This window comes from Oceanobacter antarcticus, assembly GCF_044962685.1.
Lineage (GTDB): Bacteria > Pseudomonadota > Gammaproteobacteria > Pseudomonadales > Oceanobacteraceae > Oceanobacter > Oceanobacter antarcticus.
Genome location: NZ_JBBKTX010000002.1, coordinates 237158 through 262107, shown reverse-complemented (window position 1 = coordinate 262107; position 24950 = coordinate 237158). Strand labels below are relative to the sequence as shown.

Genomic DNA, 24950 nt, shown 5'->3' with positions numbered 1-24950 from the left:
AAAGGTTGATGTGCTGCTGCCATTGTTCGGATTTAGTCATGAGCTGTCTCGTTGAAGAATTTGAAGACAGCTTAGAATGAATTGAGTAGTGATTTTAGATGGGGTTGTTTGAGCGTTTACGAGATAACCCAGTTGCTTAAGTTCAGGGAAAATCCGCAAAAAGCGAAGCCTAAAGTCCGGGAGCTGGCACATCATAAACTGGAGGAGGTAGAACAGCATTTGACCGAATTAACCACTTTGAGGAACGAACTGCGCCTTCTAACCAATCTCTGCGGTACCCGCGAAGAGGGCTGTCCGATCCTTGAGTCTTTCGACAAGGAAACTGATGGGCAATGAATAAGCGGCTCAAATGTTTTGCGCGAGACATAAAGCAACAGGTTAAAGCCCTGTACTTGGCAAGCCGTGATCCAAGAACACCCATTGCAGCGAAATGCCTCGTCGTGATTGTTGTTGCCTACGCGCTGAGCCCCATCGACCTGATCCCAGACTTCATCCCCGTTCTGGGCTATGTGGATGACCTCATACTCTTGCCGTTTGGGATCTATCTGGCGGTAAAGTTAATCCCTGAGCCTTTATGGCATGAGTTCCAAACGCAGGTCGAAAAAAGCAGCATTAATTTACCTAAAAGCTGGCCCGCCGTTTTGGCCATTGGCTTATTCTGGTGTATGAGTTTGGCTGCCATTGTTATGCACTATGGCGCACTTTCAAGGGGTTGACCTGTCATGGTGAGTCGCAGCAACCTTTTGACTTCGGGTTGAGCTGTACCGGAGGACATGGCACCGATCCATAGGAACAGTACACACAGCAATTACCGGCCTTCGGCTTCAATAATGTATGACAACCTTCGCATTCATAAAACCATTGGCAAGTATCTGTCGGCATGGTTTCGATCTTTCTATGGCCGCATTCGGGGCAAGTCAGTTCCGATTGTAGAATGACTTCTGTCATGGTTTTTTTTCGCTAACGATCGTTGAGGGATAACCGGCATTGGTGGTCGCTTCGATCAGTTTTTCGGCGCTGGTCTTGGTATCTTCGAAGGTCACCACCGCTTGCTTTTTTTCATAGTTGACTTCAGCATTGGTTACTCCTTCTGCCTTGGTCAGCGTTTTTTTGACGGTGATTGGGCACATGGCACAGTTCATGGTTGGCAGGTCCAGCGTGAGGGTTTGTGGCTTGGCCCAGGCCGAGAAGCTGGCGAGGGTGAATACGATACTGAGAATGATTTTCTGCATGGTTGGCTCCAGAGTCTTTAACGGTGAGCGCCATTTTTTCAGGCAAACAGGGGAATCCAGTAACTACTGCTGACGAGGATCAGCGCGATGATTGCCGTGGTCCAGACAATAATCTGCCGCCGTTTCCGTGTTTGCGGTACGGCGCAGGCGGTGCCCGACGCACAGGCCTCGATTGGTCGATGAACCTGCCAGCCAGCCCAACCGAACAGCAACAACACGATGACAATAAAGAAAGGACGATAAGGCTCCAGCAGTGTCAGGTTGCCGATCCAGGCGCCGCTGACGCCCAGCGTCAGCAACACAAAAGGTCCGACACAGCACAGACTCGCACCGATAGCGGCAATCACGCCACCTATAACGGGTACGTTGCTTCCAGCGAGTTTATGTTTTGGGGTCATGGCTGACTTCACCCTATAATTGTGATGAAGCCAGTGTAACCACCGTACTCAGGTACGGAGTCAAGTTCAAATTTATGATTGATCGCCCATTTATGATTGCTCGGAAGGGGGTTGCAAGGATTCCACAATGGGGCAAACCGCATTATCGGGATTGGTGCGGCACTGAATCAATAGATGCTCCAGGACTTGCTCCAATCGGTGCAGGTCGTTAATTTTCGCCCGCACCTCGGCCAGCTTACCTTCAGCCAGGCCTTGTACCTCTTCGCAATGCGATTCTCCAAGCGCCAACAGATTATCGATTTCTTCCAAAGTGAATCCCAGTTCCTGGGCGCGTTTGATGAACAAGACCCGCGCCAGGGTAGTTTTTGGGTAACGTCGGTATCCCTGTGCTGGTTTTGGCGGTTGCTCGATAAGCTGGCGACGTTCGTAATAACGGATGGTTTCGACACTGACCTGTGCTGCTTGCGCCAGTTTACCGATGGTCAGTTGACTCATCACTTTCTCCCATAACAGTTACCTCTGCATCGGCTGCTCTGGGTAAGTTGATCGTGAAACGCGTAACGCCGCGTTCGGAGATCACCTCGATGTTTCCCTCATGAGCTTCGACTATGGACTTGACGATAGCCAACCCCAAACCAGCACCTTCGCTTTGTCGTTGTCGGGAGGGATCGACCCGGTAAAACCGGTCGAAAACCCTGGGCAAATGCTCGGCTGGAATTTCCGGCCCCGGATTCTGTACGCTGAGTAACGCCCTACCCTCGCCCGATGAATCCAGCCGGACCAGCACTCGTCCCTCCTCAGGTGTATGACGTAGGGCATTGGACAGCAGATTGGATAATGCACGACGCAGCATGGCGCGGTCACCCTGTATGATTGGCGCCTTTCCCTCCAATACCAATTCGATGTGTTTTTCCTCCGCCAGCGCCTCGAAAAAATCGAACAGCTCGCGCACTTCACGAGCCAGATCCAGCGGTTCCCAGACAGGCTTGAGCAGGCCGTGTTCGCTCTGGGCCAGCCAGAGCATGTCATTAACCATTTTGGTCAGGCGCTCCTGTTCTTCCAGGTTTGAATATAACAGTTCGCGATATTCTTCCAGGCTTCTGGACTTACCCAAACCCACCTGAGTCTGGGTGATCAGGTTGGTTAGCGGTGTGCGCAATTCATGGGCGATATCAGCGGAGAAATGAGAAAGTCGAACAAAACTGTCCTCCAATCGCCCAATCATATGGTTGAACGAATCAACCAGCGTTTTCAGCTCCCCCGGCACGGTATCGGGATCGAGACGCACATGCAGCCGATCAGCCTGGACATTACCCATAGTCTCACTGAGAGTACGTATTGGGGCATGCCCCTGATGCACGCCATACCAGGCCGCCAGGAGAGTGATGGCCCCTGCCGCCACCATGATCATCCACAAGCTGCGACGAAAATTTTCCAGAAAGTGGATGTGGAAATCCATATCGATGGCAGCGACGATGCGATAGTCCTGGCCCGCGATGCGGGTATGGGTGGCAGTGCCACGGTAGGTTTTGCCATCAGATTGCCAGGTGTACAGATTGTCTACCTGGATGCGGGCCACAGGGGCATAGGTGTTCGCCTGTAGCAAAGATCCGGTGTCCACGGAACTATAGACCAGACGTCCAGCATCATCCCAAACTTGAAAATAGACGCCGTGATGGCCAGACACAGCTCGCGCAAGGGCGTCCTCCGGAGCCAGACCCTGATCCTTCGCCGTTTGCAGGGCCTTCTCAACAGCACGGGTAATCACCACCAATTCGTCGGCATCCTGTTCAGCAAAATGGCGCTCCACCTCCTTTTGCACCAGATGGCCGATCATCAGCAGACTCAGGCTGATGGCGATCGCGACAAACAACATCACCCGGCTGTTGAGTGACAGCGGTCGTCTCCGGGCGAGGCTAACCTTCGTCATGGTCGTCTTCAACCTCCAGCTTGTAACCCATGCCACGCACGGTGTGAATCAGCTTGGGCTCATAATCGTCGTCGATTTTTGCCCTTAGGCGCCGTATGGCCACATCAATGACATTGGTGTCGGAATCAAAGTTCATGTCCCACACCTGGGAGGCGATCAAGGAGCGCGGTAATACTTCACCCTTCCGCCGGACCAACAGCTCCAGCAAGCAAAATTCCTTGTGGCTGAGATTGATCTTGCGGCCGGCGCGCATGGCCCGGTGACGCGGCAAATCCAGGGTGAGGTCGGCGACTCTGATCTGGTCGGTCATCACCGGCACCGTACTGCGGCGCAACAGGGTGCGCACCCGAGCCAGCAGCTCGGCAAAGGCGAAGGGCTTGACCAGGTAATCGTCAGCACCCAGCTCCAGACCCTTTACGCGATCATCCACGCTATCGCGGGCGGTTAGGAACAGCACCGGTGTTTGACGGCCAGCCTCGCGCAGTGACTGCACAATTCGCCAGCCGTCGACGTCCGGCAACATGACATCCAGCACCAGCAAATCAAAGATCTCTGTCATCGCCAAATGATGGCCGTCGAGGCCATTGCGCACTAACGTGACCAGAAAGCCCGACTCGGTCAGTCCCTGCTGTAAATAATCGCCGGTCTTGATTTCGTCTTCGACCACCAATAGCCGCATCGTTGCCTTGCTCCGTATGTTCAGAATGGGTTTGGAAACAGCCTAAACCTGGCTAACCCACAAGAAGATGACGACCAGATTACAACTTTGTCATTTTGAAGTCATGCGGGTGACAGGCTCGGCTCGCTAGTATGCGGACAACCATCGTTTATTCGAAAAGAGATTGACTCATGACCCCATGGTTTCCCCGACCCAAACAGCCCTGGCAACTTAGTCGCCGCCGCTTCGTGCAGGGCCTGGCAGCCGGTGGCGTGCTGGCCGCCACACCGTCCTGGTTGCAGGCGGCCGTAAAAGGCGCGGCCGCGCTGGGCTCGGCACCGGTACTCAGCGGCCGAGAAATCGATTTGGTGATCGCCGAAACCCCCGTCAATTTTACCGGTGTCACACGTATGGCTACCACCATCAACGGCTCCATTCCGGCACCGACGCTACGTTTGCGCGAGGGCGATGAAGTCACCATCCGCGTCACCAACCGCCTGCCGGTCGCCACCTCCATTCACTGGCACGGCATACTGCTGCCTTATCAAATGGATGGTGTGCCGGGGATCAGCTACCCAGGCATCGCACCGGGAGAAACCTTTGTTTATCGCTTTACACTTCGGCAGAGCGGCACCTACTGGTACCACAGCCACTCCGGCTTTCAGGAAATGACGGGCATGTACGGCGCCCTGATTATTGAACCACGGGCGGGCGAAAGGCACCGCGCCGACCAGGATTACGTGGTACAGCTTTCCGACTGGACCGACGAAGACCCTATGCACACTTTCAGCAAACTGAAAGTGCAAAGCGATGTCTACAACTTCAATCAGCCCACCTTTTTCGATTTCACAGTCGATGTTTCAAAGATGGGCTTACAGGCGGCACTGGAAAAACGCCAGATGTGGAACCAGATGCGTATGAACCCGACCGATCTGGCGGACCTGTCGGCAGCCACCCTCACCTTCCTGATGAACGGCACCACCCCGGCGGGCAATTGGAGCGGATTGTTCCAGCGCGGTGATCGCGTACGGCTTCGCTTTATCAACGCCGCCAGCAACAGCTTTTACGATGTCCGCATTCCCGGTTTGAAGCTAACGGTGATCCAGGCGGATGGCCAGGATGTCGAGCCGGTCACCGTGGATGAATTCCGCTTTGGCCCCGGAGAAACCTACGATGTCATGGTCGAACCGCAGGACGATGCTTACACCATCTTTGCCCAGAGCATGGAACGCAGCGGCTATGCCCGCGGCACCCTGACCGTGCGGCAAGGCTTAACCGCTCCAGTACCAGATCCTGACCCGGTTGAGTGGTTGACCATGGCTGACATGATGGGGGCTATGAGTCATGGCACTGGTCACGAAGGCATGAATCATAGCGGTATGGATCAGGGGTCCATGAGTATGGGTGCCATGGATCACAGCACCATGGATCATTCCCAGATGCACGGCGGCATGGCCATGGATCACAGTATGCACGGCATGCAGCGGGCTTCTGATAACTCTCTTGCCAAACCCTCATCCACCATACGCCACGCCCGAACCGAATACGGCGCTTCGGTGGATATGCGAGTGGACATGCCACGCACCAATCTCGACGATCCGGGTATTGGCTTGCGCAACTTAAGCCAGCGTGGGTTGCGCCCACAGGGCCACCGAGTGCTGACGCTGGCCGACCTGAAATCCATCGTTGGTGTGATGGATGACCGCCGCCTGCCTGCGAGGGAGTTGGAACTGCACCTTACCGGCAATATGGAACGCTATAGCTGGTCCTTCGACGGGCTTGAATTCGGCAAAAGCACACCAGTCTCCTTGCGTCATAACGAACGCGTTAGAATCATTCTGCAAAACGACACTATGATGACCCACCCCATGCACCTACACGGCATGTGGAGCGAACTGGAAACCGATCAGGGCGAATTGCGGGTTCGGCGCCATACCATTCCCGTGCAACCAGCGCAGCGCATCAGTTACCTGACCACACCCCATGATCTGGGCCGCTGGGCCTGGCATTGCCATTTGCTGTTTCATATGGACGCGGGCATGTTCCGCGAAGTGGTGGTGTCATGAGGCTTAATACGGTGAAATATCTCACAACACTGGTTTTTATTGTCGGTGCCCTTCAAGTGAATACGGCCCTGGCGCAAATGGATCACGACGAGATGCAAATGCAGGGCGGCAGCGCTCCGGCCGATGCCCGCGATCCCCACGCTTATTCCGACGGTTACACCTTGACCGAAGGCCCCTATGCACAGCCGGGGCCGCGGCAACTGAAACTGGCGGACGAACACGCCTTCTGGTCCATTCTGGGTGATCGCCTGGAGTATCAGGAAGATAGCGATAGCACGGTTTACGATGTCCAGGCCTGGTATGGCACCACCTACGACCGCTTTGTCATCAAAGCGGAGGGTGATATCGCAGACGGCACGCTGGAGGAGAGTTCAACCGACCTGTTGTGGGGCCATGCGCTTAATGCCTATTTTGACACGCAGCTCGGCGTTCGACTCGACCAGTATAACGAAGGTAAGGATCGCCAGTGGCTCGCGTTCGGTGTCCAAGGCCTGGCGCCCTACTGGTTTGAGCTGGATGTGACTGCCTATGTGGGCGACGACGGTCGGACCGCTCTCTCCGCCGAAGCCGAGTACGAGTTGCTGCTGACACAAAAACTCATCCTTCAACCCAGAGCAGAACTCAACCTGTACGGCAAGGATGACGCTGAAAATGGCCTGGGCTCGGGTCTCTCGGATCTCGCGGTGGGCTTACGCCTGCGTTACGAATTCAGCCGTCAATTCGCTCCCTATATCGGTGTGGAATGGACAGACACCTATGGTGACACAGCCGATTACCGCCGCGCAGCGGGCGAAGATACCTCAGATACCCAATTCGTTGCCGGATTGCGGTTCTGGTTCTAACCATGGGCACATGCCTATCTCCATCACTTTTTCTTCAAGAGGAACACCGCTATGAAAACCAAACGCTTCACGCCCATCATCGCCCTCGCCGCTCTGGGCATCGCTTTATCTGCACAGGCCCATGATCCTAAAGAGCACATGAAAGACGCTGAAAAACCGGATTGTGCAGCCATGAAAAATATGGATCACAGCAAGATGGATATGAATGATCCCGTGATGCAAGCCATGATGAAACAATGCATGAATGACATGCATCATAACGACTCTGAAAAGGATCAAGCGCAGGCTGATCATCAGGACAACGAAAAAAGCTCAGGCGAGCAACATTCAGAACACCAACACTGATCAACCCAAGGAGTTTTCATGTCGGCGCTCACCACCTTTATCAAGAGTCTGGTCATTACCGCTGTCATCGCGCTGGTGGGTGGTGGGCTATTTCTCTATTCAGGCCTCTACCCCATGGGAGCCGATGTACCACACAATCGGCTGACCTACTGGCTGCTGGAAACCTTGCGTGAACGTTCAGTTGCACGTGCTGCCAGTGAAATTAAGGTTCCTGGCGACCTAAACGCACCGGAGCGGTTACTGGCGGGTGGCGCCGACTACAATGATATGTGTGCAGGGTGCCATTTGAAGCCGGGCAAAACCGAAAGTGATTTCACCCTGGGGTTATATCCCACACCACCCAACCTAACTCTAGCGGGTGATGAACATGGACACGATCATACCGGTAACACCGAAAATGACGACGAGGCCAGTAAACGACAATTCTGGATTGTTAAACATGGCATCAAGGCCTCGGGCATGCCCGCCTGGGGACCGGGGCATGACGATGAACGTATCTGGAACATGGTGGCGTTCCTGAAGCGGTTGCCGGAACTGTCTCCCGACCAATACCAGATACTCACCGCACGTGGGCAAGACTCGGAAGGGCATGGTCACTGATATGGCACCTCATAATCCATCGGCTTACTGCAAGCGGTTGTAAATAGCCGCCAGCAACCACCCGGCGATACCCGCTGACACTGACCAAGCCACCAGTCCCACAACAACGCCAGTGAATGTCAAATGCCAACCCATCTCATTCAGTTGCATATGCACCATTTCCCCAGACATGGATAACATCATGGCGGGCATTAACATCACCAACAGGCTGCAAGCCAGCCACAGTATCGCCGCGGTAATCGCGCTGGCTATCCCGAATTTGAACGCATTAAGTGTCATGACTATTCCTCCGTTTATGGTGGTGTATCTGTAATAAATTAGTGTCTCTACATATCCCCGAACCGGTTGGCAGACTGCACCATACGCATCATTTCGTGTTCCTCCAGCGACCGGAGTGATTCCATCAACTCCTTGGCAGAGGGGATATCCGCCCTTGAGGCGAGATAGCGATACAGCTCAATCACCTGCTGATGCTGATCGACAATCACCTCCATGATTTGCGCGGCATCAAGCTCGGCAAAAGGCGCGTCGCAATGTGCATGTCGGACGATAGGATGCTTTGCCACATATTCCATACACCAGGTGTTCAGCGCATGTTCATCGCCCGAGGTTTCGAAGCCATTGACAACTTTTGTGAGACTTTTTTCGTGATCGGACAGGTAAGCAAGAATCATCCGGGCCCGTTCATCCGTATTCTTGTCTGCGCAATGGGATAAGCACTGACTGAGATGTTGGTGAAATTCCCGGGTCCAGTGCAGCACATCTTTTAAGGTTTCAATTTGCATAATTTTTTCTCAGTTGTGGATTGACTCATCGATTAGAGTCTCAAAAAGTCACGATAGCTGCGCATACACACCACCAGTTCCTGGTGGGTGTCGATGCCCATATAGATCGCTTTAAGTGTGCTAACTTGATCCATTACCATTCTCCAAACAACAAAAGTTAACCACTAGAGTCCCGTTCTGTGCCTGGCAGGCTTCCTCCACATGATTTTTAATGATGATGTTCATGCGCCTGACTTTGGGACACAGCTTGCTTTCGTTTTTCAGATCCAAGGAATAGTTGCTCGCCGGCAGCGATTAGGATCATTGTGACAACGGCCACACCCAGCACGAATGGATCTGAATTCACCTTTACCCAGACAAACCCGCTTAGTGCGAGCAAATCCAATATAATTGCGGTAACGGGAACCCAGCTCTTCGCTTTAACATCGTCCAACAAGTAACGCAGAACACCCCAATGAATGGCGATATCCATCACCAGATAGAAAACGATGCCAAGTGCTGCTATACGGGAAAGATCAAAGAACGCAGTGAGCGCAAGACCGAGCACGGCGGTGTATACCAGTGTATGTTTCTGAATGCTGCCCGGCATGCCGAAGTGTCTGTGGGGTACCAACTTCATTTCTGTTAGCATCGCCAGCATTCTGGAGACTGCAAAAATACTGGCAAGAATCCCTCCCGCAGTCGCCAGCATGGCAATCGCAACGGTGAACCACACGCCGTACTCACCGAGTGCGGGTCGAGCGGCTGCAGCCAGGGAATAATCACGGGTTTCAATAATCTCCCTGAGTGATAGGTTACTGGCCACCGAAAAACCAACCAATGTATAGATAACGACACAGGCAGCAATCGAAATAACAATCGCGCGACCAACATTGCGGTGTGGATTGATCACCTCGGAGCCGCTATTGGTAATGGTGGTAAAGCCTTTGAATGCCAGAATCCCCAGCGCTGTGGCACCGAGGAAATTACTGGCTGAACCAGTCTCGCTTACATGGTCAAAGTCCACTGCCAGGCTATCCGCTAACCAGATACCTACGAGGCCAAAAATCAGGATGCCACCAATTTTCAGTAGACCGATAAATCCTGCAACCCCTTGAATCAGCCGATTACCCAACAGGTTCACAATGAACGCCGCCAGAATTAGGGAGACGCCGAGTATAGGCGTCATTTGTCCTGATGGGTCACCGCCAAATAATTGCATGGTGTAAGAACCGAACGTACGCGCAAGAAAACTCTGCGCGATGACCATCGAAAAATACATTAGTAGTGCGTTAAACGCAGTGGGCAACCGGTCGCCATAAGCCTTATGCAGATACATGCCAATCCCCCCTGCCGATGGGTAGGCATTGGATATTTTGATGTAAGAGTAAGCGCTAAAACCAACGATGATTGCGGCCGCGAGAAATGCCAGTGGAAATAATGCACCAGTCATCTCTGCCATTTGCCCGGTTAGCGCAAATATTCCTGCGCCGATCATCACCCCAGTACCGAGCATCACCGTACCCGAAAGAGTGAGGCTACCTTCGTCGTAATGTGTCGAACGGTCGTCTTTTTTCTGCATTCAGGACTCCTTCAAATAATAGTTAGGCCCCTTTCTGGGTATTCGCTGAAAGGTATGCAGGATGCTTAAAACTGCATTCCTCTATTTATCGACATTAATCATGCAGGTATACACTAGCGCTTACGGCTAGCGTCCTGGGGTGTTTGATGACAGCTCCAAGGTTCGTGGCTGGCGTTGTCTTTAACATTCTCATCGATAAATTTGTAATAGCCTTCTTTAAAGTGCGTCAACCAATCATGGCTTACTTCGACGTTATGCTTTTTTAGCACATCTTCGATACCATCCAGACAAATTCTGGATGCGTCATAAGCAAGATTCAGCACATGTCTTTTTTCGTCAAAGCTGATTCCATCAAGACCATAGAGCTGATCGACTTCGGCAATAGCCGCTTCCAAATTGGTCTGATCGACAGGCTCCACTCTCAAATGGCGCACTACCAGATTTACTTCCGATACGCCCAATCGATGCTCTGCATTAGTCATTTTCCTTTTCCTCTAATGGGGCGGGATCTTGTTGCAACAGTGTGCTTCATGCCTGGCGTTATCCTTAATATTTTCGTCAATCTGTCGCTGCCAACCGACCCTTGTGCGGCTCCACCAGTTATCTTTGATTGCCGCGCCATGCTTTTCGACAATGGCGATCATTTCATCGATATTGTGGTGAGAGGCATCGTAGGCAATCTTCAGCGTTTGCTTGCGCTCGTTCAGCCAAACACCGTCTACACAAGGAAGCTCATCCAGCTCCTCTGCAATGATTTGCGCGTTGCTTTCATTCACTCCACGTAAACTTAAGCTGTGTTTGGCTAGAAAACCTGGATTGATACCTGACCGATGCTCACTCATAGTGTTTTCCTTCCAACCGACAGATTGAATAAGCGATCCATCTACTTTTTGTGTTTGTGGACAGGTGATTTTTGGGATTCAGACTCATGATCCATCATTTGCCCCATCATCATCTGCATCATGCCCATTCGTTCTTCCATCACATCCATGCGCTTCATCATATCCATGTCGTCCATTTTTGATGACTCACCTTTGGTCATGCCCATTGCCATACCATCACCCATTAGCCGCATGCCTTCCTGCATGACTCGCATATGTTCCTGCATCAGTTTCTGGCGTTTTTCCAAATCGGTTTCGGCTTTGATTTTCGCCATCATGTCGTGCATTTTTTGCATGTGCTCATGCATTGCCATCATTTGCTCATGGCCCATCATCATTCCGCCCATTGGCTGATCTTTACTGTCGCCATGTTCGTGCACTTTTTCCGCGAACGCCGACGAAGAAATCGCGGCGGCTATTACCAAGGTGGAGATTAGTTTTTTCATCGGTTTATCCTCAGACAGTTTCAGTTTCATTGATTTTAAATTTCGGAATCCACGCTGGCGTAGATTCCATATAATGGCGATAAACTTCGCCAAATTCTTCCAGCGCCATCCGCTCCTCACGCTTTGCGAGTCGCACGTAAACCATTACCAGTATCGGAAACATCACCAGCGTTGGAATGGTCGGCCACTGCAACAGGAAGCCGAACATAATCAGGATAAAAGCAACATACTGCGGATGGCGACAACGAGCGTACCAGCCGGTAGTGGCCAGCGACCGGGTCTGCTGTGCCTTGTGCAGTACATTCCACGCTGAGGCAAGCAGGAAGAAACCCAAAATGATCAGGACATTGCTGGCGATATGCAGCGGATCAAAATGAGGGTTACCTTCAAAACCGAAAAGGGTATGCAAAAGATGGCCGTTCTCGTGGGACAAGAAATCAATACCTGGATATTTTTCCGCCAGCCAGCCGGAGAGGAAATAAATGGTTAAGGGAAAGCCATACATCTCGGTAAACAGTGCAATAATAAACGCCGAGAAAGCACCAAAGCTTCGCCAGTCAGTTTTGGTTTTCGGTTTGGTAAAACTGAAGGCAAAGAAAATAAATATTGCTGAATTGAGTATCACCAGCGTCCAGAGGCCGTAAGCGGATTCACCGTGCATACTTCATCTCCTGTTATGTATTGGGTTAATGGTGATGACGATGTTCGTTTTCCCGGCGACCTTCTTCCAAGCCACGTTGATAAGCATCCTGGTCGGATTCATCCTCGTGCTGGCCATGGTCACCGTGGCCGCCGTGCCCCCCATGTCCGCCGTGCATAAACAGATGCATAAACGGGCAGGCCAGGAGAATCAGGAAAGGTAAAAACTGCCAGACGTGTTGCCGGTGCTCGATCAGCAGAAAGTAGCTCGCCGCTGCAATTAAACCCAGGGCGGCCAGGCCTTTGGGGGTCAACCAGAATGATGATTTTTGGGTTGCCATGGAACACCTCACCTGTGAAATTGAAAATCGTTGTCTGTTGCGCTGCGTTTATCATGTATCCAAATCAGATCGTTGACTGGCACGATGCAGACCAGCCCTTCGCTATCGGCATTAACATGCGCCGCATCCACAATCAGCTGCGCAATTTCCCTCGCCTGCTCAGCCTCGGCATAAATCTCCATTTGAATATGCTTGATCAAGTGGTTTTCGTTAAAACTGTCGAAGTAATAACCCCGGCCGCGAACCGGGTGTAAGGTAAAACCCGTCACCCCGTGTCGTATCAAGGCCTCTTCCACGTCTTTCAGGCGAAACTCATCAAAAATGGCCGTGACTTTATTGATGTTCATCAGATCCTTCTACTTATTTCACCGTGATCAGTCCACGGTACATCTGCATCTGGCAATGAAACGCGTATTCACCTGCTGCCAACGCGGGTAACTGAATGGTTTTCAATTTGTTCAGTGGCAGGGTATCGCTGATTTGCAGGTCAGGGATCAGTAAAGTCTCAGAACAGGGTGATTGATCTTTGCGGATAAATTTGATTTCGACAGGTTCTCCGGTCGACACTTTAATCCGAGAAGGGGAATAGGTGCCATTTTCAACAGTAATCACCAGATCGTTTTCCCCCAGCTCAGCTTCTTTCGGCTTGTAAAGCCAGAACCACCACACAATCAGAGCGATTAACGCAAATCCGGCTATATTGATCAGTAACATGTGGTATTTCTCCTGGTGTTGGGCTTAGTGTTCCTGCGCTTTAAACAAACGCAATCGATTGGCGTTGGTCACGACAGTGAGTGATGAAAACGCCATCGCGGCCCCGGCAATCACCGGGTTCAACAACAAGCCCAAGAATGGGTACAGCACGCCAGCCGCAAAAGGCACGCCGGCCACGTTGTAAATAAAGGCGCCGAATAAATTCTGTTTGATATTGCGCAAGGTCGCTTTACTCACTGCAATGGCATCGGCCAAACCATGTAACGAACCCCGCATCAGGGTGATGTCGGCACTTTCAATGGCCACATCGGTACCTGTGCCAATAGCGAAGCCGACATTGGCGATGGCCAGGGCTGGCGCGTCGTTGATGCCGTCACCGGTCATGCCCACCACTTCACCTTCCATCTGCAGTTCCTGCACTTTTTTGGATTTTTCTTCCGGCAGCACTTCGGCGAAAAATTCCTTGATACCGGCTTTTTCCGCTACCGCCTTGGCTGTGGCGCGGTTATCGCCGGTGAGCATCACCACCCGGATGCCGTTATGTTGCAGGCGCTTGATGGCAGCAATGGAGTCTTCCTTAATTGGATCGGCTACTGCGATAATCGCTGCGAGCTTATTATCAACGGCGAAATACATCGGCGTTTTAGCCTCGGCGGCCAGCATCTGGGCCTTTTCAACAAAATCACCCAGTTCGATAGTGCGCTCGCGCATGAGCTTTTCATTGCCGAACAACAGTGTTTTTCCGTCCACCTCCGCCTGCACACCGTGGCCGGCAATGGCGTTAAAATTTGAGACCTTGCCCATTTCGATCCCTCTTTCCTGAGCACTTTCAACAATAGCCATGGCCAACGGATGCTCGGAGCCGGATTCAAGCGTTGCTGCCAATCGCAACACCGCCTGCTCGTCATGTTCACCTGCCACCAACACATCGGTAACCTTCGGCGCGCCCAGGGTGATGGTGCCGGTTTTATCCAGAATCATCGCCGATATCTTCGACGCGGTTTGCAAGGCCTCGCCGTTACGAATCAGCACGCCCGCCTCCGCGGCCTTGCCCACGCCCACCATCACTGACATCGGTGTTGCCAGGCCTAGCGCACAGGGACAGGCGATAATCAATACAGTGGTCGCCGATACAATCGCAAAAGCTACCGCTGGTTCCGGCCCAAAATTCAACCAGGTCAGGGCGCTCGCTACGGCGATAATCATGACCACCGGAACAAAATAGGCTGAGATGACATCAGCCAAACGACCAATGGGCGGCTTAGAGTTTTGTGCGCGCTTGACCATATTGATGATTTGCGCCAGCGCCGTGTCTTTACCAACGCGGGTAGCTTTAAACAGAATTGAGCCTGACTTATTGATGGTGCCCGCCGCCACGGTATCCCCAGTAGCTTTTTCTACCGGCATCGGCTCGCCGGTGAGCATGGATTCGTCAATAGCGGTATGCCCTTCGATTACCTCGCCATCGACGGGAATTTTTTCACCTGGCCGCACACGGACCACATCGTTCAGTAGAACCTGTTCGATAGCAATATCCAGTTCTTTGTCATCGCGAATGACCCGTGCTGTTTTTGCCTGTAAACCAATCAGGCGCTTAATGGCCTCCGAGGTACGACCGCGGGCTTTCAGTTCCAGTGCAAGGCCAAGATCAATCAAGCCGATAATGATCGCCGTAGCCTCGAAGTAGACATGGCGCGCCTGATCGGGAACGGCGTCTGGGAAAAACACCACCACCATGGAATACAACCACGCCGTGCCAGTACCCAAAGCAATCAGCGTATCCATATTGGCAGAATGATTGAGAAAGGACTTCCAGGCGCCGACAAAAAAGTGCTTGCCGGAAAAATAGAGAACACCAAAAGTCAGAATACCCACGACCAACCAGGCGATGCGTTCTGTGGTGGTGTTGACGTTGACTTCACCAGTGATCAGCGCATAGGCCATCAAAGGGCCACCCAGTGAGAGAGCAATCCAGGTTTCTTTCATCAAGCGCTTGTAATAAGCCTGATCCGCCTTCTCTTTTTCGGCCAATGCATCATCTTCATTCTCAGCAGCCGCAAGCTTGGCGTTATAGCCCGCCTTCTCCACCGCCTTAAGCAAGTCAGACGCGGCTGCATTGCCAATCACGCTGACGGTGCGCTGAGCGAAATTCATTTCCGCGTTCTCCACACCCGGTACCGCCTTCAGAGCTGATTCGATTTTTCCCACACAGCTGGCACAACCAGCACCCTCGATAATCAGTTCCTGGTGCGCCGCGCTATCAACATGAACATGGGGATCAGAACCGTGTTCATGATTATGATGCTGTGCGTTGTTATCGGTATCTTTATGACAACCCGGTTTGCCGGATTCCGTGTTCACTGAACTCATGGGATCACTCCTGAATTATTTGATGACCGCCGCAGGAAAACCCGCTCGATTCAACGCCTCTATCAGAGCGTTAGATTCGACCATGCCAACGACCGAAGCGACACCCGTCGCCAGATCCATACACGCATCGCTTACACCGGAAACAGAGCGTAGCGTTTGCTCAATGCTTCTTACACAACCACCGCACGTGGCGCCTTGCACCTGTAACCGCTGCAGCGGGATATCGCTATCTGAGCCAACACTGCTCCGGGTGGTAGCTGCTGTGGATGACTTGCTGGCGCAACAACAGCCGCCCTGGTGATGAGCAGGGCTCTCAAACTTCTGTGTATTCATGGCAAATCCTCTATGTTGATTTACTGGGCAAACTCTTCAATCAGGTGACAGATCATATGGCCGGTCGGCACCTTATCCGGCTTTTGGCTCCACTCGACCACGGCCTGCTGCATGCGTTCCCGCAGTTGCAGAGTCTCGGCGAACCGTTGTTCAGTTTCATTCAGGCGTTGGTCAATCAAGCGGCGAACCGTCGGGCAAGGCGATTTCTTCTTATCCGCGTGGTTCAAAATTTCCTGAATATCCTCAACGGAAAAGCCCAGTTGCCGTGCACTCAGCACGAATCGCAAGCGGTTGTAATCCTTTTCGCTGTATTCCCGATATCCATTGGCTTTGTTCTTACCCGGTTTCAGAATCTTGATCCGGGTATAAAACCGCACGGTATCGGCCGTAACCCCTAAACGCCTGGCCATTTCGATCACTTTCACACAGCTCTCCTCGCAGCTCAGTCTGACTATCGCGGGATTCAGATTAACCCCGAAGATCTGTTCCTTGCCTCGATATGAGTTAATCATCAGTTTTAAACCCGAGAGAAAATCCAAAGAATTTGTCCGGCTTTTTGTCACCTTACACCTGTGTCCAAGACACAGGTCAAGCAATTTTCATTAACAGGTATCAGGCTTCTCGTACTCACTATTACACGCCCTCGATCTGTAGCCTGTACGCCGTCAACCGTCAATATTGGCCCGATATCCTGTCACGGCGTTTCTGCATTGAATCGACCCGTACACAACGCCCAAGCTGCACCTGGACTTATCCATTGTCATAGTAGAGCGGCGTTTCTGACCTTAAGATGACCCATGTATTACATTCCAGTAATGTATGTGTAATCCTGTTTACCCTGGCAAGTCGGAACATGCGTTGCTCACAGCACAAAGCGGGAGAACCACCAGCAGGGATTTCAAAGGTTCAAGAACCAGGGCCCGCAAAGGCGGAACCCTTCAGGAAACAGGTATCGCGGTTGTTATACCAGCGGGCTTACCGGCCTGATCAGGCCGTTTTGGGAGGGTGAAAAATGCGTGAGGGGAGCCGTGCCAACAATGGTTCCGGCGCAGTATTGAACATGTCGCAGGCGGCATGATTCATAGTATTTTTAAAAAATGAACCGACCGCCCCAACTGTTCCCGAGGCTGAACAGGTTGACGCACAGTGACTGGCCGATAGACAGCCTGAGTCGCAATGACCGGCTAAGCACTTACCGCGGGGTTTGGGCGAATCGCTCTTGGCAATCTGATGACAGGGCATTGTCGAAGCAGTGAGGCTATGTCCGGCCGCCTGTTCACCACGGTCATTCGGGTTGAGAGAATCGGAAGTGGGCGCTGGGACTGGTCGCGTATGGTCCAGATCCAATATCGAGGCGATCGAGCCATGGTTGAGCGCGTTTGCCGGTATTGGAAGGTGAACCTGCATATCCCTGGGCAATGCAGCCATCAGTGGTTGCGCAAGCAACCCCCAAATGACCAACATAATACCCAGATAATGAACCATATCGGCTCCCTTTATTGACCGTTTTAATCTAGCAGATCTGATATCGCCAGTTCTTGACCTGAATCAAATGTTTGACACCGACGTGTTCCCCATCGGTTGCAGCTCCAGAAGCTACAGAGAGGCCAAGAATATAGGGTTAGAATTCAGAACGGCGCACCCAAACTTTATAATCGGGTACGCCAGGTCCATAGCTTAAGTTCCGTCTTTACCCTTACTCTGCTTCCAAAGCAGATAAACCGCCGGCAATACCAGCAAAGTCAATACCACGGCACTCAGCATGCCACCCACCATAGGCGCCGCAATCCGACTCATGACTTCCGAGCCGGTACCCGTGCCGTACATAATGGGTAACAGCCCGACGATAATCGCCGCTGCAGTCATCATCACGGGTCTTACCCGTAGGCCGGCACCGTGCAACACCGCGTGGCGCAATGTTTCCTTTCGCGGTTCAACACCTTTCTGCTCACAGTCTTCCAGCATATGGCGATAGGCCTGATTGAGGTACACCAGCATGATGACGCCGATTTCTACTGCCACACCTGCCAGCGCAATAAAGCCCACGCCAACAGCGACAGAGAAGTTGTAGCCGAGCACGTACATCAGCCAGATCGAGCCCACCATGGCTAGCGGCAGAGTGCCCATGATGATCGCGACCTCGGCAAAGTTGCGAAAATTGAAATAGAGCAGCACGATGATAATGGCCAGCGTCAGCGGCACCACATAGGTGAGTTTTTCCTTGGCTCTCAGCATGTATTCGTACTGCCCCGACCAGTTCAGGGAGTAGCCTGCTGGTAGCTCGACCTGATCGGCCACCACGGCCATGGCATTTTTTACATAACTGCCAATATCCACGCCATCGATATCAACAAAGGTCCAGCCGTTGAGGCGGGCATTCTCGCTCTTGATGGCAGGTGGGCCGTCTTCCACATAAACACGAGCGACATCCCCCAATGCAATGCGCTGGCCACTGGTTGTTACGATGGGCAACAGGGCTAATTGTTCCGGCGAGTTACGATAGTCCTGGGGATAACGCAGATTGACGGGATAACGCTCCAACCCTTCGACTGTCTGCGTGACGTTCATGCCGCCGATGGCGGTGGCCACCACCTGCTGCACGTCAGCAATATTGAGACCATAACGCGCTGCTTTTTCCCGCTGAATATCCACCTTGATATAACGGCCACCCGCTACTCGCTCGGAGTAGACCGAGGCGGTGCCCGGCACATCCTTGAGCACCTGCTCCAGGCGCTTGCCGATCTTTTCGATTTCCTTAAGGTCGGGGCCAGCTACTTTGATACCCACCGGGGTTTTAATACCCGTGGCCAGCATGTCGATACGGGTTTTGATAGGCATCACCCAGGCATTGGTCAGTCCAGGAAACTTCACCAAGGCATCCAGTTCCTTTTTTAACGATTCCGTAGTCATACCATCGCGCCACTCCTCTCTCGGTTTCAACTGGACAAACGTTTCAATCATGGTCAGGGGCGCCGGATCAGTGGCCGTTTCTGCCCGACCGATTTTGCCGAATACACTTTTCACTTCGGGCACCGTGGCTATCAACTTGTCGGTCTGCTGCAGGATCTCCCGCGCTTTACCTATCGACAGACCGGGATAGGTGGTGGGCATATACATCAAATCACCCTCATCCAGAGGGGGAATAAATTCGCTACCTATCTGGCTGACGGGCCAAAATCCGATAACCGTAATCACCAGGGCTAACACGAGCGTGGATTTAGGGTAATTAAGCACGGTTTTAAGCGTAGGCATATACACGCCAATCAACGCGCGATTGAGTGGATTTTTGTGCTCAGGCAGTACTTTGCCACGGATAAAATAGCCCATCAGCACGGGCACCAGCGTTACTGCCAATGCAGCACTCGCGGCCATGGCGTAGGTTTTAGTAAAGGCCAGCGGCGAGAACATACGGCCTTCCTGGGCCTCCAGGGTAAACACCGGCACGAAACTCACGGTAATGATCAGCAGGCTGAAAAATAGCGCAGGACCGACTTCGGCAGCGGATTCCTCCACCACCTGCCAGCGGTTTTCGTTGGTAAGTGCTTTCCCTTGCAACACAAGGCGTTCCATATGCTTGTGCATGTTTTCGATCATGACAATGGCGCCGTCGATCATGGCGCCTATGGCAATGGCGATCCCGCCCAACGACATGATATTGGCGTTAAGTCCTTGCGCATGCATGACGATAAATGCGGCCAAAATACCTACCGGCAAACTGACAATGGCCACCAGACTGGAGCGGATATGAAACAGGAAGACGACACACACCAGGGCCACGACGATGAATTCTTCCAGCAATTTGTGCCACAGGTTTTCCACGGCGCGCTCAATCAGGCCGGAACGATCATAGACCGTCACGATTTCCACACCCTCAGGCAACCCGGCCTTGAGTGTCTCCAGCCTGGCTTTGACACCATCAATGGTTTTTTGCGCATTCTCGCCAAAGCGCATGACCACAATGCCGCCTACTGTCTCACCCTCGCCATTGAGTTCGGCAATGCCCCGGCGCATCTGTGGCCCGATTTCGATGTCGGCCACATCCTTTAACAGCAAGGGGGTACCGTTGACGTTCAGGCCCAAAGGGATATTGGCCAGATCATCACGCCCCTGGATGTAGCCGGACGCGCGCACCATGTATTCCGCTTCCGCCATTTCCACCACAGAAGCGCCGACTTCCTGGTTGCCGCGCTGGATTGCCGTCTGGATATGAGAGAGTGGAATGTTAAAAGCTCGCAGCTTGTCCGGGTTCACCTTAACCTGGTACTGCTTCACCATGCCGCCAAGTGCAGCGACTTCAGATACCCCGGGCACAGTTTGCAGTTCGTATTTCAGGAACCAGTCCTGCAGGCTGCGCAGCTGGCTGAGATCGTGCTGACCGGTGCGATCCACCAGTGCGTAGAGGTAGACCCAACCCACACCGGTGGCATCCGGCCCCAATTGCGGCCTGGCATTGGGCGGCAAAGTGGGCGCCACCTGCGACAGGTATTCCAGTACCCGCGAACGCGCCCAGTAAGCATCGGTATCCTCATCAAAAATGACATAGACATAGGAGTCGCCAAAAAACGAGTAGCCGCGTACGGTGACCGCACCAGGCACCGACAACATGGCAGTAGTCAGTGGATAGGTGACCTGATCTTCCACCACCTGCGGCGCCTGCCCCGGATAACTGGTTTTGATAATCACCTGCACGTCCGACAAATCGGGAATGGCATCCACTGGCGTGTTTTTCAGGGACCAACCGCCGATCCCCACCAGAATCAGGGTGGCCAGCAGCACAAAAAAGCGGTTTTGGACAGACCAGCGGATAATACCTTCAATCATGGCTTGTCCTCCCCGTTGCGCTGGCCTTGATCCATATCGATCGCATCATGGCTCATACCCTGATGCTGGCTGTTGTCCATGGATTGCCCGCCCCCCTCCCTGGGTGCCTCTTCGGACACCTGTTCCAGTCGATGGATCTGGCTGATCACGTAGTGGTTGTCCCCGTTCCGCTGAATCTCCACATGCAGCTTCATGTCGGGTTTCAGCCCATCCAGATCCACTGCGGGGTCCACAGTAAAATCCATCGTCATGGCCGGCCATTGCCAGGCATCGATGGGGTCGTGAGCCAGCTTGAGCATTCGGTGTTCGACCATGACGCCTTCAATACGGGCGTCGACCGATACCGATGCCGGTGTTTCAGGCTGGGTATCGTCATCCGGGCTGTGGTTCATGCGACGAAAATCCGAGGTCTTGCTGGATTCGGAATCAATCAAAAATTGAGCGGAAGTCACAAGCCGGTCGCCCTCGTTGAGCCCCGACAGAATCTCCACCTGGTTCTCGCCAATCCGCCCCACCTCGACGGCGATGGATTTAAAGCGCCCGTCACCTTTAGCCAACACGACCCGCGATTGACTACCCGTGCGAATCAGTGCTTCACGGGGAATGAGCAACGCCTCCCGAGCGGGTTGTGTCGCTATCGTCATTTGCGCAAACATACCCGGTCGCAGGTAGCCGTCCGGGTTGTCGAATCGTACCCGCACCCGAGCTGTTCGAGTCTGGGTATTCAGTGACGGGTAGATATAGTCAACCGTGCCAGACCACGTGCGTCCTGGCAGATAATCGAGGTACATGCTCACTGCATCACCCTCCCGTACGCTCATGACCTGACGCTCGAACACTTCTCCTATGACCCAGATATGTTCCAGCTGCCCGATGGCCATCATCTCCATACCCGGCTTAACAAACATCCCTTCCCGAGTGTTCAGATTATCCAATACCCCAGATTGAGGTGCAGTGATGGTAATGGTCTGACTAACCTTGCCGGATTTTTTTAGGCGATTGATTTCTGAATGAGGCACTTGCAAGGCCGATAGCCGCTCCATGGCAGCCGTGATTAGTGTTGGATTATTTCGTTTTAATGCCAGCAACAGTTCTTCCTGGGCATTGACCAAAGTCGGCGAATACAACGCATACAGCGGCTCACCCTGTATAACCGGATCACCCGCAGCTTTGACATGGAGCTTTTCGATCCAACCCTCCACCCGTGGATGAATGTGAACAAGGCGATCTTCATCGTATTGCACATAACCCACTGTACTGATGGTTAGATCCAAACGCCCCCGAGTGACAGGAGCTGTACGTACGCCCAGATTGTTAACCACATCCGGAGAGATGGTGACTGTGCCAATCTCCTGATCGCCGCCCGCGTCTTTATACACAGGTATCAGATCCATCCCCATAGGGGATTTACCCGGATTATCGCGCTTATAATTGGGGTCCATCGGCGCGACCCAGTAGAGTGGTTTTTTCTCGGCAGCAACGTCATCACTGCCTGTGGTCTCTTTCATACGCCATAGGGCCGAGTAGTGCGCAAGGGTCGCTGTCGCAATCAACAAGGCAACTGTAATGAAAAAAGATTTATTCAATTGAATCTTCATGGGGTTAATCCTTCAGCGTGTTCTCTGCTGGTGGCGGGAAACGGTTCTGAACCATTTTTGGACAAGAGGTAATTCAACTCGGCAATCATCTTCAGCCGATCAATCCTGATCGTTAAAAAGTCGATCTTGGCATTTAACTCAGCAATGCGAGCGCGCACCGCTTCGGCAAAGTCGCCGTCGTCGTTGTTGTAGGCGGCCAGGGCAGCTTCGGCCTGCTCTGACATTTGCGGCAATAACTGCTCGGCGTAGAGCGCGCGACGATCATTCAGACGCTGTAGCTGGACCAAGGCCGTATCCAGGTCCGCCATCAGCTTTCGCGCCATCAGTAACTTGTCAGTTTTCAAGGCCTCGGCCCGAGAAGTGGCCGCACTGACGTCTTTATCCTGTCGCTTGCCGGTGAAAAGCGGCAGGTCAAAGGTCACACCGACAGAGAACAAATCAGCGCGGTCGCGACCCATGGGATCATCGTCCCTATAGCCGTATTGGGCGGAAAGACCCCACTCAGGTTTATATTTCTGGCGCGCTAATTCGACCCCGGTCTCCATTGCATCAATACGCTGATCAAGTGCCAGCAAGAGTGGGTGCCGATTGACCTGTTCATAGAGCCAACGATCACTATCCGGCTGACCTCCCACCGACGTCGGCTCATCACCGTACTGACTGGGCACAAGCTGCGCTAACGGCAGACGGGCGCGACCGCCGACCCACTCGGATAAACGCTGTTGGGCTGACTCCGACTGTTGCCGCAGCACCGTCAAACGATCGTCCAACCGAGTAAGCTCCAATTGGGCCCGGATAATATCCTGCTGGCGGGCACGTCCCAGTGCCGACGAATAGCTCGCTTTGGTTGCATCTACCAAATGTTCAAACAGCGAGCGATCCCGCTCAATCAATCGAATGCTCTCCTGGGCCCTGAATGCTTCCAGCCACAGCTGCGAGACAGTAGCCGCTACCTTGGCCTGGCGATTCTGCCTGAGCAATGGCTCCTGTTCCGCCAACTCCTGTTTCTGACGGCTGGACAGCGCCAGACTATCGCCGCGAGGAAACATCTGACTAACACCTACAGTGAGCTGCGTCATAGGCTCCTGGTTGATATCGAAGCTATCGGTAGGAAAGTTAGCCGCCATCAGGCTGACCTTGGGGTCTGGCAGCGTCGATGCTGAAATTGATTCGCTGGTCAAAGCGTCTTCGCGATGCCGGCTACCGTTCAGCCAGGGATCCGTGGCAATGGCATGGGCGATGGCCTCATCCAGACTCAACGTATTAGCCGGGCTCTGCGCAAATACAGGAAGCCCCACCAGCAAAAACAATAAAAATACCCATTGAATGTTCATCGTTATATGTCCTATTGCTGATCGCGACTATTCACAGATGCAAACACGTCAGCCGAACCGTCTTTTTTAAGCAGCCATACCTTGTAAGGCGTAAACCTGTCACCCATCTCCATACCCGGGCTGCCTGCCGGCATGCCGGGCACACTAAGGCCGATGGCGTCATCAGGAGGGTTTTCCAGAAACTGCTGAACAAAGCGCGCAGGGATATGGCCTTCGAACACATAACCGTTACTCGTCACTGCTGTATGGCAGGACTGGAACTCAGGTGCTATGCCATAGTCATTTTTAATGCGATTCAAGTCCGACGGGTGGTGGGTTTTTGTGTCAAAACCAACATCTTCCATATGGTGAACCCATTGCTGGCAGCATTGACAGGTGCGGCTTTTATAAACATCCAACGTGGCAATCGTTGCGCTTTTAGTTGCGTGATTTTCGCTTTCTGAACAAGCGGTAAGAAATAACAGGAATACGATCAGCGCCGGAAAGCGCAGATAGGTATGTAACGGCTTCATGATGACTCCCAATCAAGAGTTGCAGTGAACGCGCTCGTAGCGATGGCGCGTTTTAAACATACGTTATGGGAGTTTTGATCTCCCGCTTATCGAGTCGTCAGACGCCTGAATTTCAGGCGTACCAACCCTACTTCAGCGGGAAATGGGGGGGCGAAACAGCGAGGAAGCTGCCTGGGAGAGGAAGGAAACCGAATACGCTGTATTGAGGGTTTGAGAAAACTGAACGGAAAACGGCGACAGTGTACTCACCACCGCAACGCTTGCAGAGATGCAATCCAACTGAGAGCAGTGATCCTGGCTGCAACAATCAGCGGCATCAGCCGTAAGGGCATTATTGATCTGGATATTGTTTGCCTTGGTATGGCTTCCATGATCCATTGCCCCCGTCATTACTGGAACATCAGGTTCGTGACTCATCTTGTGGCAGGGCAATTTCGCAACAGCGAACGACTGGCTGGTAAAAGCCAGTAACGCGAAGATCGCCATGTAAAATCTGAATCTGCTAAGCCACATAATCTGCAAATGGTTATATTAACATTAGGAA

Annotated in this window: 30 protein-coding genes; 6 read left to right on the top strand and 24 right to left on the bottom strand. The window is 52.7% G+C overall.

Going from position 1 to position 24950, the window contains the following annotated elements; translation table 11 throughout:
* Positions 1-81: 81 nt before the first annotated feature.
* The gene (locus WG929_RS02860; protein ID WP_416204805.1) at positions 82-336 is read left to right on the top strand and encodes a MerR family DNA-binding protein; all 255 of its coding nucleotides are present in this window, start codon (positions 82-84) and stop codon (positions 334-336) included.
* The gene (locus WG929_RS02855) at positions 333-716 is read left to right on the top strand and encodes a YkvA family protein (protein WP_416204804.1); all 384 of its coding nucleotides are present in this window, start codon (positions 333-335) and stop codon (positions 714-716) included. Before WG929_RS02860 ends, WG929_RS02855 begins: the two co-directional genes overlap by 4 nt.
* 4 nt (positions 717-720) lie before the next feature.
* Here WG929_RS02855 and WG929_RS02850 read toward each other — a convergent pair whose 3' ends face one another.
* The 6 genes from WG929_RS02850 to WG929_RS02825 all read right to left on the bottom strand — a co-directional run bounded on the left by WG929_RS02850 (position 721) and on the right by WG929_RS02825 (position 4239).
* Positions 721-948 carry a GDCCVxC domain-containing (seleno)protein gene (locus WG929_RS02850; protein ID WP_416204803.1) on the bottom strand — a complete coding sequence of 76 codons (228 nt, stop codon included), beginning with the start codon at positions 946-948 and terminating at the stop codon, positions 721-723.
* Positions 945-1232, bottom strand: coding sequence for a mercury resistance system periplasmic binding protein MerP (gene merP / locus WG929_RS02845; RefSeq protein ID WP_416204802.1), 288 nt, complete (start codon positions 1230-1232; stop codon positions 945-947). The genes WG929_RS02850 and merP overlap by 4 nt, the downstream gene beginning before the upstream one ends.
* A 38-nt stretch (positions 1233-1270) precedes the next feature.
* A complete protein-coding gene (locus WG929_RS02840; protein ID WP_416204801.1) occupies positions 1271-1630 on the bottom strand; it encodes a mercuric transporter MerT family protein in 360 nt (119 codons plus the stop codon).
* A gap of 90 nt (positions 1631-1720) precedes the next feature.
* Positions 1721-2125, bottom strand: a complete 405-nt coding sequence (gene merR / locus WG929_RS02835) for a mercury resistance transcriptional regulator MerR (RefSeq protein WP_416204800.1) — start codon at positions 2123-2125, stop codon at positions 1721-1723.
* The gene (locus WG929_RS02830) at positions 2103-3560 is read right to left on the bottom strand and encodes a Cu(+)/Ag(+) sensor histidine kinase (RefSeq protein ID WP_416204799.1); all 1458 of its coding nucleotides are present in this window, start codon (positions 3558-3560) and stop codon (positions 2103-2105) included. The genes merR and WG929_RS02830 overlap by 23 nt, the downstream gene beginning before the upstream one ends.
* Positions 3547-4239, bottom strand: a complete 693-nt coding sequence (locus WG929_RS02825; RefSeq protein ID WP_416204798.1) for a heavy metal response regulator transcription factor — start codon at positions 4237-4239, stop codon at positions 3547-3549. Before WG929_RS02825 ends, WG929_RS02830 begins: the two co-directional genes overlap by 14 nt.
* 170 nt (positions 4240-4409) lie before the next feature.
* On the opposite strand from WG929_RS02825, the gene WG929_RS02820 reads away from it, so the two are divergent.
* The 4 genes from WG929_RS02820 to WG929_RS02805 are packed head-to-tail and all read left to right on the top strand — an operon-like array spanning position 4410 to position 8071.
* On the top strand, positions 4410-6284 hold the full coding sequence (locus WG929_RS02820) for a copper resistance system multicopper oxidase (RefSeq protein WP_416204797.1): 1875 nt from the start codon (positions 4410-4412) through the stop codon (positions 6282-6284).
* Positions 6285-6295: 11 nt separating this feature from the next.
* Positions 6296-7126 (top strand): copper resistance protein B, encoded by an 831-nt coding sequence (locus WG929_RS02815; protein ID WP_416204796.1) that lies wholly within the window; start codon positions 6296-6298, stop codon positions 7124-7126.
* A gap of 51 nt (positions 7127-7177) precedes the next feature.
* Positions 7178-7471 carry a hypothetical protein gene (locus WG929_RS02810; RefSeq protein WP_027951200.1) on the top strand — a complete coding sequence of 98 codons (294 nt, stop codon included), beginning with the start codon at positions 7178-7180 and terminating at the stop codon, positions 7469-7471.
* Between the two features lie 18 nt (positions 7472-7489).
* On the top strand, positions 7490-8071 hold the full coding sequence (locus tag WG929_RS02805; protein ID WP_416204795.1) for a c-type cytochrome: 582 nt from the start codon (positions 7490-7492) through the stop codon (positions 8069-8071).
* 24 nt (positions 8072-8095) lie between these two features.
* On the opposite strand, the gene WG929_RS02800 is transcribed toward WG929_RS02805, so the two are convergent.
* The 18 genes from WG929_RS02800 to WG929_RS02715 form a co-directional block, all read right to left on the bottom strand.
* Complete coding sequence (locus WG929_RS02800; RefSeq protein WP_022960193.1) at positions 8096-8350, bottom strand: DUF5676 family membrane protein; 255 nt, start codon at positions 8348-8350, stop codon at positions 8096-8098.
* A gap of 47 nt (positions 8351-8397) precedes the next feature.
* The gene (locus WG929_RS02795; protein WP_022960192.1) at positions 8398-8856 is read right to left on the bottom strand and encodes a hypothetical protein; all 459 of its coding nucleotides are present in this window, start codon (positions 8854-8856) and stop codon (positions 8398-8400) included.
* Positions 8857-9064: 208 nt separating this feature from the next.
* Positions 9065-10417, bottom strand: coding sequence for an APC family permease (locus WG929_RS02790; protein ID WP_339638123.1), 1353 nt, complete (start codon positions 10415-10417; stop codon positions 9065-9067).
* 113 nt (positions 10418-10530) lie between these two features.
* Positions 10531-10899: a cation transporter gene (locus tag WG929_RS02785; protein WP_339638124.1), complete on the bottom strand. Its 369-nt coding sequence runs from the start codon at positions 10897-10899 to the stop codon at positions 10531-10533.
* 12 nt (positions 10900-10911) lie between these two features.
* Positions 10912-11259 (bottom strand): hypothetical protein, encoded by a 348-nt coding sequence (locus WG929_RS02780; RefSeq protein ID WP_416204794.1) that lies wholly within the window; start codon positions 11257-11259, stop codon positions 10912-10914.
* A 41-nt stretch (positions 11260-11300) separates the two neighbouring features.
* Complete coding sequence (locus WG929_RS02775; protein ID WP_416204793.1) at positions 11301-11744, bottom strand: hypothetical protein; 444 nt, start codon at positions 11742-11744, stop codon at positions 11301-11303.
* A gap of 10 nt (positions 11745-11754) precedes the next feature.
* On the bottom strand, positions 11755-12405 hold the full coding sequence (locus WG929_RS02770; RefSeq protein ID WP_339638130.1) for a methyltransferase family protein: 651 nt from the start codon (positions 12403-12405) through the stop codon (positions 11755-11757).
* A gap of 25 nt (positions 12406-12430) precedes the next feature.
* Positions 12431-12724, bottom strand: coding sequence for a DUF2933 domain-containing protein (locus WG929_RS02765; RefSeq protein ID WP_027948915.1), 294 nt, complete (start codon positions 12722-12724; stop codon positions 12431-12433).
* A gap of 8 nt (positions 12725-12732) precedes the next feature.
* Positions 12733-13071, bottom strand: a complete 339-nt coding sequence (locus tag WG929_RS02760) for a P-II family nitrogen regulator (RefSeq protein WP_027948916.1) — start codon at positions 13069-13071, stop codon at positions 12733-12735.
* A gap of 13 nt (positions 13072-13084) precedes the next feature.
* The gene (locus tag WG929_RS02755; protein WP_027948917.1) at positions 13085-13438 is read right to left on the bottom strand and encodes a cupredoxin domain-containing protein; all 354 of its coding nucleotides are present in this window, start codon (positions 13436-13438) and stop codon (positions 13085-13087) included.
* A 24-nt stretch (positions 13439-13462) separates the two neighbouring features.
* Positions 13463-15673, bottom strand: coding sequence for a heavy metal translocating P-type ATPase (locus tag WG929_RS02750; RefSeq protein ID WP_435873310.1), 2211 nt, complete (start codon positions 15671-15673; stop codon positions 13463-13465).
* A gap of 150 nt (positions 15674-15823) precedes the next feature.
* Positions 15824-16141 carry a heavy-metal-associated domain-containing protein gene (locus WG929_RS02745; protein ID WP_331280423.1) on the bottom strand — a complete coding sequence of 106 codons (318 nt, stop codon included), beginning with the start codon at positions 16139-16141 and terminating at the stop codon, positions 15824-15826.
* A gap of 20 nt (positions 16142-16161) precedes the next feature.
* Positions 16162-16566 (bottom strand): MerR family transcriptional regulator, encoded by a 405-nt coding sequence (locus tag WG929_RS02740; RefSeq protein WP_035230620.1) that lies wholly within the window; start codon positions 16564-16566, stop codon positions 16162-16164.
* A gap of 1252 nt (positions 16567-17818) precedes the next feature.
* Positions 17819-20962 (bottom strand): efflux RND transporter permease subunit, encoded by a 3144-nt coding sequence (locus tag WG929_RS02735; protein WP_416204792.1) that lies wholly within the window; start codon positions 20960-20962, stop codon positions 17819-17821.
* Complete coding sequence (locus tag WG929_RS02730) at positions 20959-22560, bottom strand: efflux RND transporter periplasmic adaptor subunit (RefSeq protein ID WP_416204791.1); 1602 nt, start codon at positions 22558-22560, stop codon at positions 20959-20961. Before WG929_RS02730 ends, WG929_RS02735 begins: the two co-directional genes overlap by 4 nt.
* Complete coding sequence (locus WG929_RS02725) at positions 22557-23894, bottom strand: TolC family protein (RefSeq protein WP_416204790.1); 1338 nt, start codon at positions 23892-23894, stop codon at positions 22557-22559. Before WG929_RS02725 ends, WG929_RS02730 begins: the two co-directional genes overlap by 4 nt.
* A gap of 11 nt (positions 23895-23905) precedes the next feature.
* Positions 23906-24406, bottom strand: coding sequence for a DUF411 domain-containing protein (locus WG929_RS02720; protein WP_023659436.1), 501 nt, complete (start codon positions 24404-24406; stop codon positions 23906-23908).
* A gap of 132 nt (positions 24407-24538) precedes the next feature.
* The gene (locus WG929_RS02715; RefSeq protein ID WP_152025194.1) at positions 24539-24892 is read right to left on the bottom strand and encodes a hypothetical protein; all 354 of its coding nucleotides are present in this window, start codon (positions 24890-24892) and stop codon (positions 24539-24541) included.
* Between the last annotated feature and the right edge of the window lie 58 nt (positions 24893-24950).

Excerpts from the sequence above, each read along its gene's own strand:
- WG929_RS02855 (WP_416204804.1), top strand. The coding sequence starts at position 333 with ATGAATAAGCGGCTCAAATGTTTTGCGCGAGACATAAAGCAACAGGTT.
- WG929_RS02850 (WP_416204803.1), bottom strand. The coding sequence starts at position 948 with ATGACAGAAGTCATTCTACAATCGGAACTGACTTGCCCCGAATGCGGC.
- merP (WP_416204802.1), bottom strand. The coding sequence starts at position 1,232 with ATGCAGAAAATCATTCTCAGTATCGTATTCACCCTCGCCAGCTTCTCG.
- WG929_RS02840 (WP_416204801.1), bottom strand. The coding sequence starts at position 1,630 with ATGACCCCAAAACATAAACTCGCTGGAAGCAACGTACCCGTTATAGGT.
- merR (WP_416204800.1), bottom strand. The coding sequence starts at position 2,125 with ATGAGTCAACTGACCATCGGTAAACTGGCGCAAGCAGCACAGGTCAGT.
- WG929_RS02830 (WP_416204799.1), bottom strand. The coding sequence starts at position 3,560 with ATGACGAAGGTTAGCCTCGCCCGGAGACGACCGCTGTCACTCAACAGC.
- WG929_RS02825 (WP_416204798.1), bottom strand. The coding sequence starts at position 4,239 with ATGCGGCTATTGGTGGTCGAAGACGAAATCAAGACCGGCGATTATTTA.
- WG929_RS02820 (WP_416204797.1), top strand. The coding sequence starts at position 4,410 with ATGACCCCATGGTTTCCCCGACCCAAACAGCCCTGGCAACTTAGTCGC.
- WG929_RS02810 (WP_027951200.1), top strand. The coding sequence starts at position 7,178 with ATGAAAACCAAACGCTTCACGCCCATCATCGCCCTCGCCGCTCTGGGC.
- WG929_RS02805 (WP_416204795.1), top strand. The coding sequence starts at position 7,490 with ATGTCGGCGCTCACCACCTTTATCAAGAGTCTGGTCATTACCGCTGTC.
- WG929_RS02800 (WP_022960193.1), bottom strand. The coding sequence starts at position 8,350 with ATGACACTTAATGCGTTCAAATTCGGGATAGCCAGCGCGATTACCGCG.
- WG929_RS02795 (WP_022960192.1), bottom strand. The coding sequence starts at position 8,856 with ATGCAAATTGAAACCTTAAAAGATGTGCTGCACTGGACCCGGGAATTT.
- WG929_RS02790 (WP_339638123.1), bottom strand. The coding sequence starts at position 10,417 with ATGCAGAAAAAAGACGACCGTTCGACACATTACGACGAAGGTAGCCTC.
- WG929_RS02785 (WP_339638124.1), bottom strand. The coding sequence starts at position 10,899 with ATGACTAATGCAGAGCATCGATTGGGCGTATCGGAAGTAAATCTGGTA.
- WG929_RS02780 (WP_416204794.1), bottom strand. The coding sequence starts at position 11,259 with ATGAGTGAGCATCGGTCAGGTATCAATCCAGGTTTTCTAGCCAAACAC.
- WG929_RS02775 (WP_416204793.1), bottom strand. The coding sequence starts at position 11,744 with ATGAAAAAACTAATCTCCACCTTGGTAATAGCCGCCGCGATTTCTTCG.
- WG929_RS02770 (WP_339638130.1), bottom strand. The coding sequence starts at position 12,405 with ATGCACGGTGAATCCGCTTACGGCCTCTGGACGCTGGTGATACTCAAT.
- WG929_RS02765 (WP_027948915.1), bottom strand. The coding sequence starts at position 12,724 with ATGGCAACCCAAAAATCATCATTCTGGTTGACCCCCAAAGGCCTGGCC.
- WG929_RS02760 (WP_027948916.1), bottom strand. The coding sequence starts at position 13,071 with ATGAACATCAATAAAGTCACGGCCATTTTTGATGAGTTTCGCCTGAAA.
- WG929_RS02755 (WP_027948917.1), bottom strand. The coding sequence starts at position 13,438 with ATGTTACTGATCAATATAGCCGGATTTGCGTTAATCGCTCTGATTGTG.
- WG929_RS02745 (WP_331280423.1), bottom strand. The coding sequence starts at position 16,141 with ATGAATACACAGAAGTTTGAGAGCCCTGCTCATCACCAGGGCGGCTGT.
- WG929_RS02735 (WP_416204792.1), bottom strand. The coding sequence starts at position 20,962 with ATGATTGAAGGTATTATCCGCTGGTCTGTCCAAAACCGCTTTTTTGTG.
- WG929_RS02730 (WP_416204791.1), bottom strand. The coding sequence starts at position 22,560 with ATGAAGATTCAATTGAATAAATCTTTTTTCATTACAGTTGCCTTGTTG.
- WG929_RS02725 (WP_416204790.1), bottom strand. The coding sequence starts at position 23,894 with ATGAACATTCAATGGGTATTTTTATTGTTTTTGCTGGTGGGGCTTCCT.
- WG929_RS02720 (WP_023659436.1), bottom strand. The coding sequence starts at position 24,406 with ATGAAGCCGTTACATACCTATCTGCGCTTTCCGGCGCTGATCGTATTC.
- WG929_RS02715 (WP_152025194.1), bottom strand. The coding sequence starts at position 24,892 with ATGGCGATCTTCGCGTTACTGGCTTTTACCAGCCAGTCGTTCGCTGTT.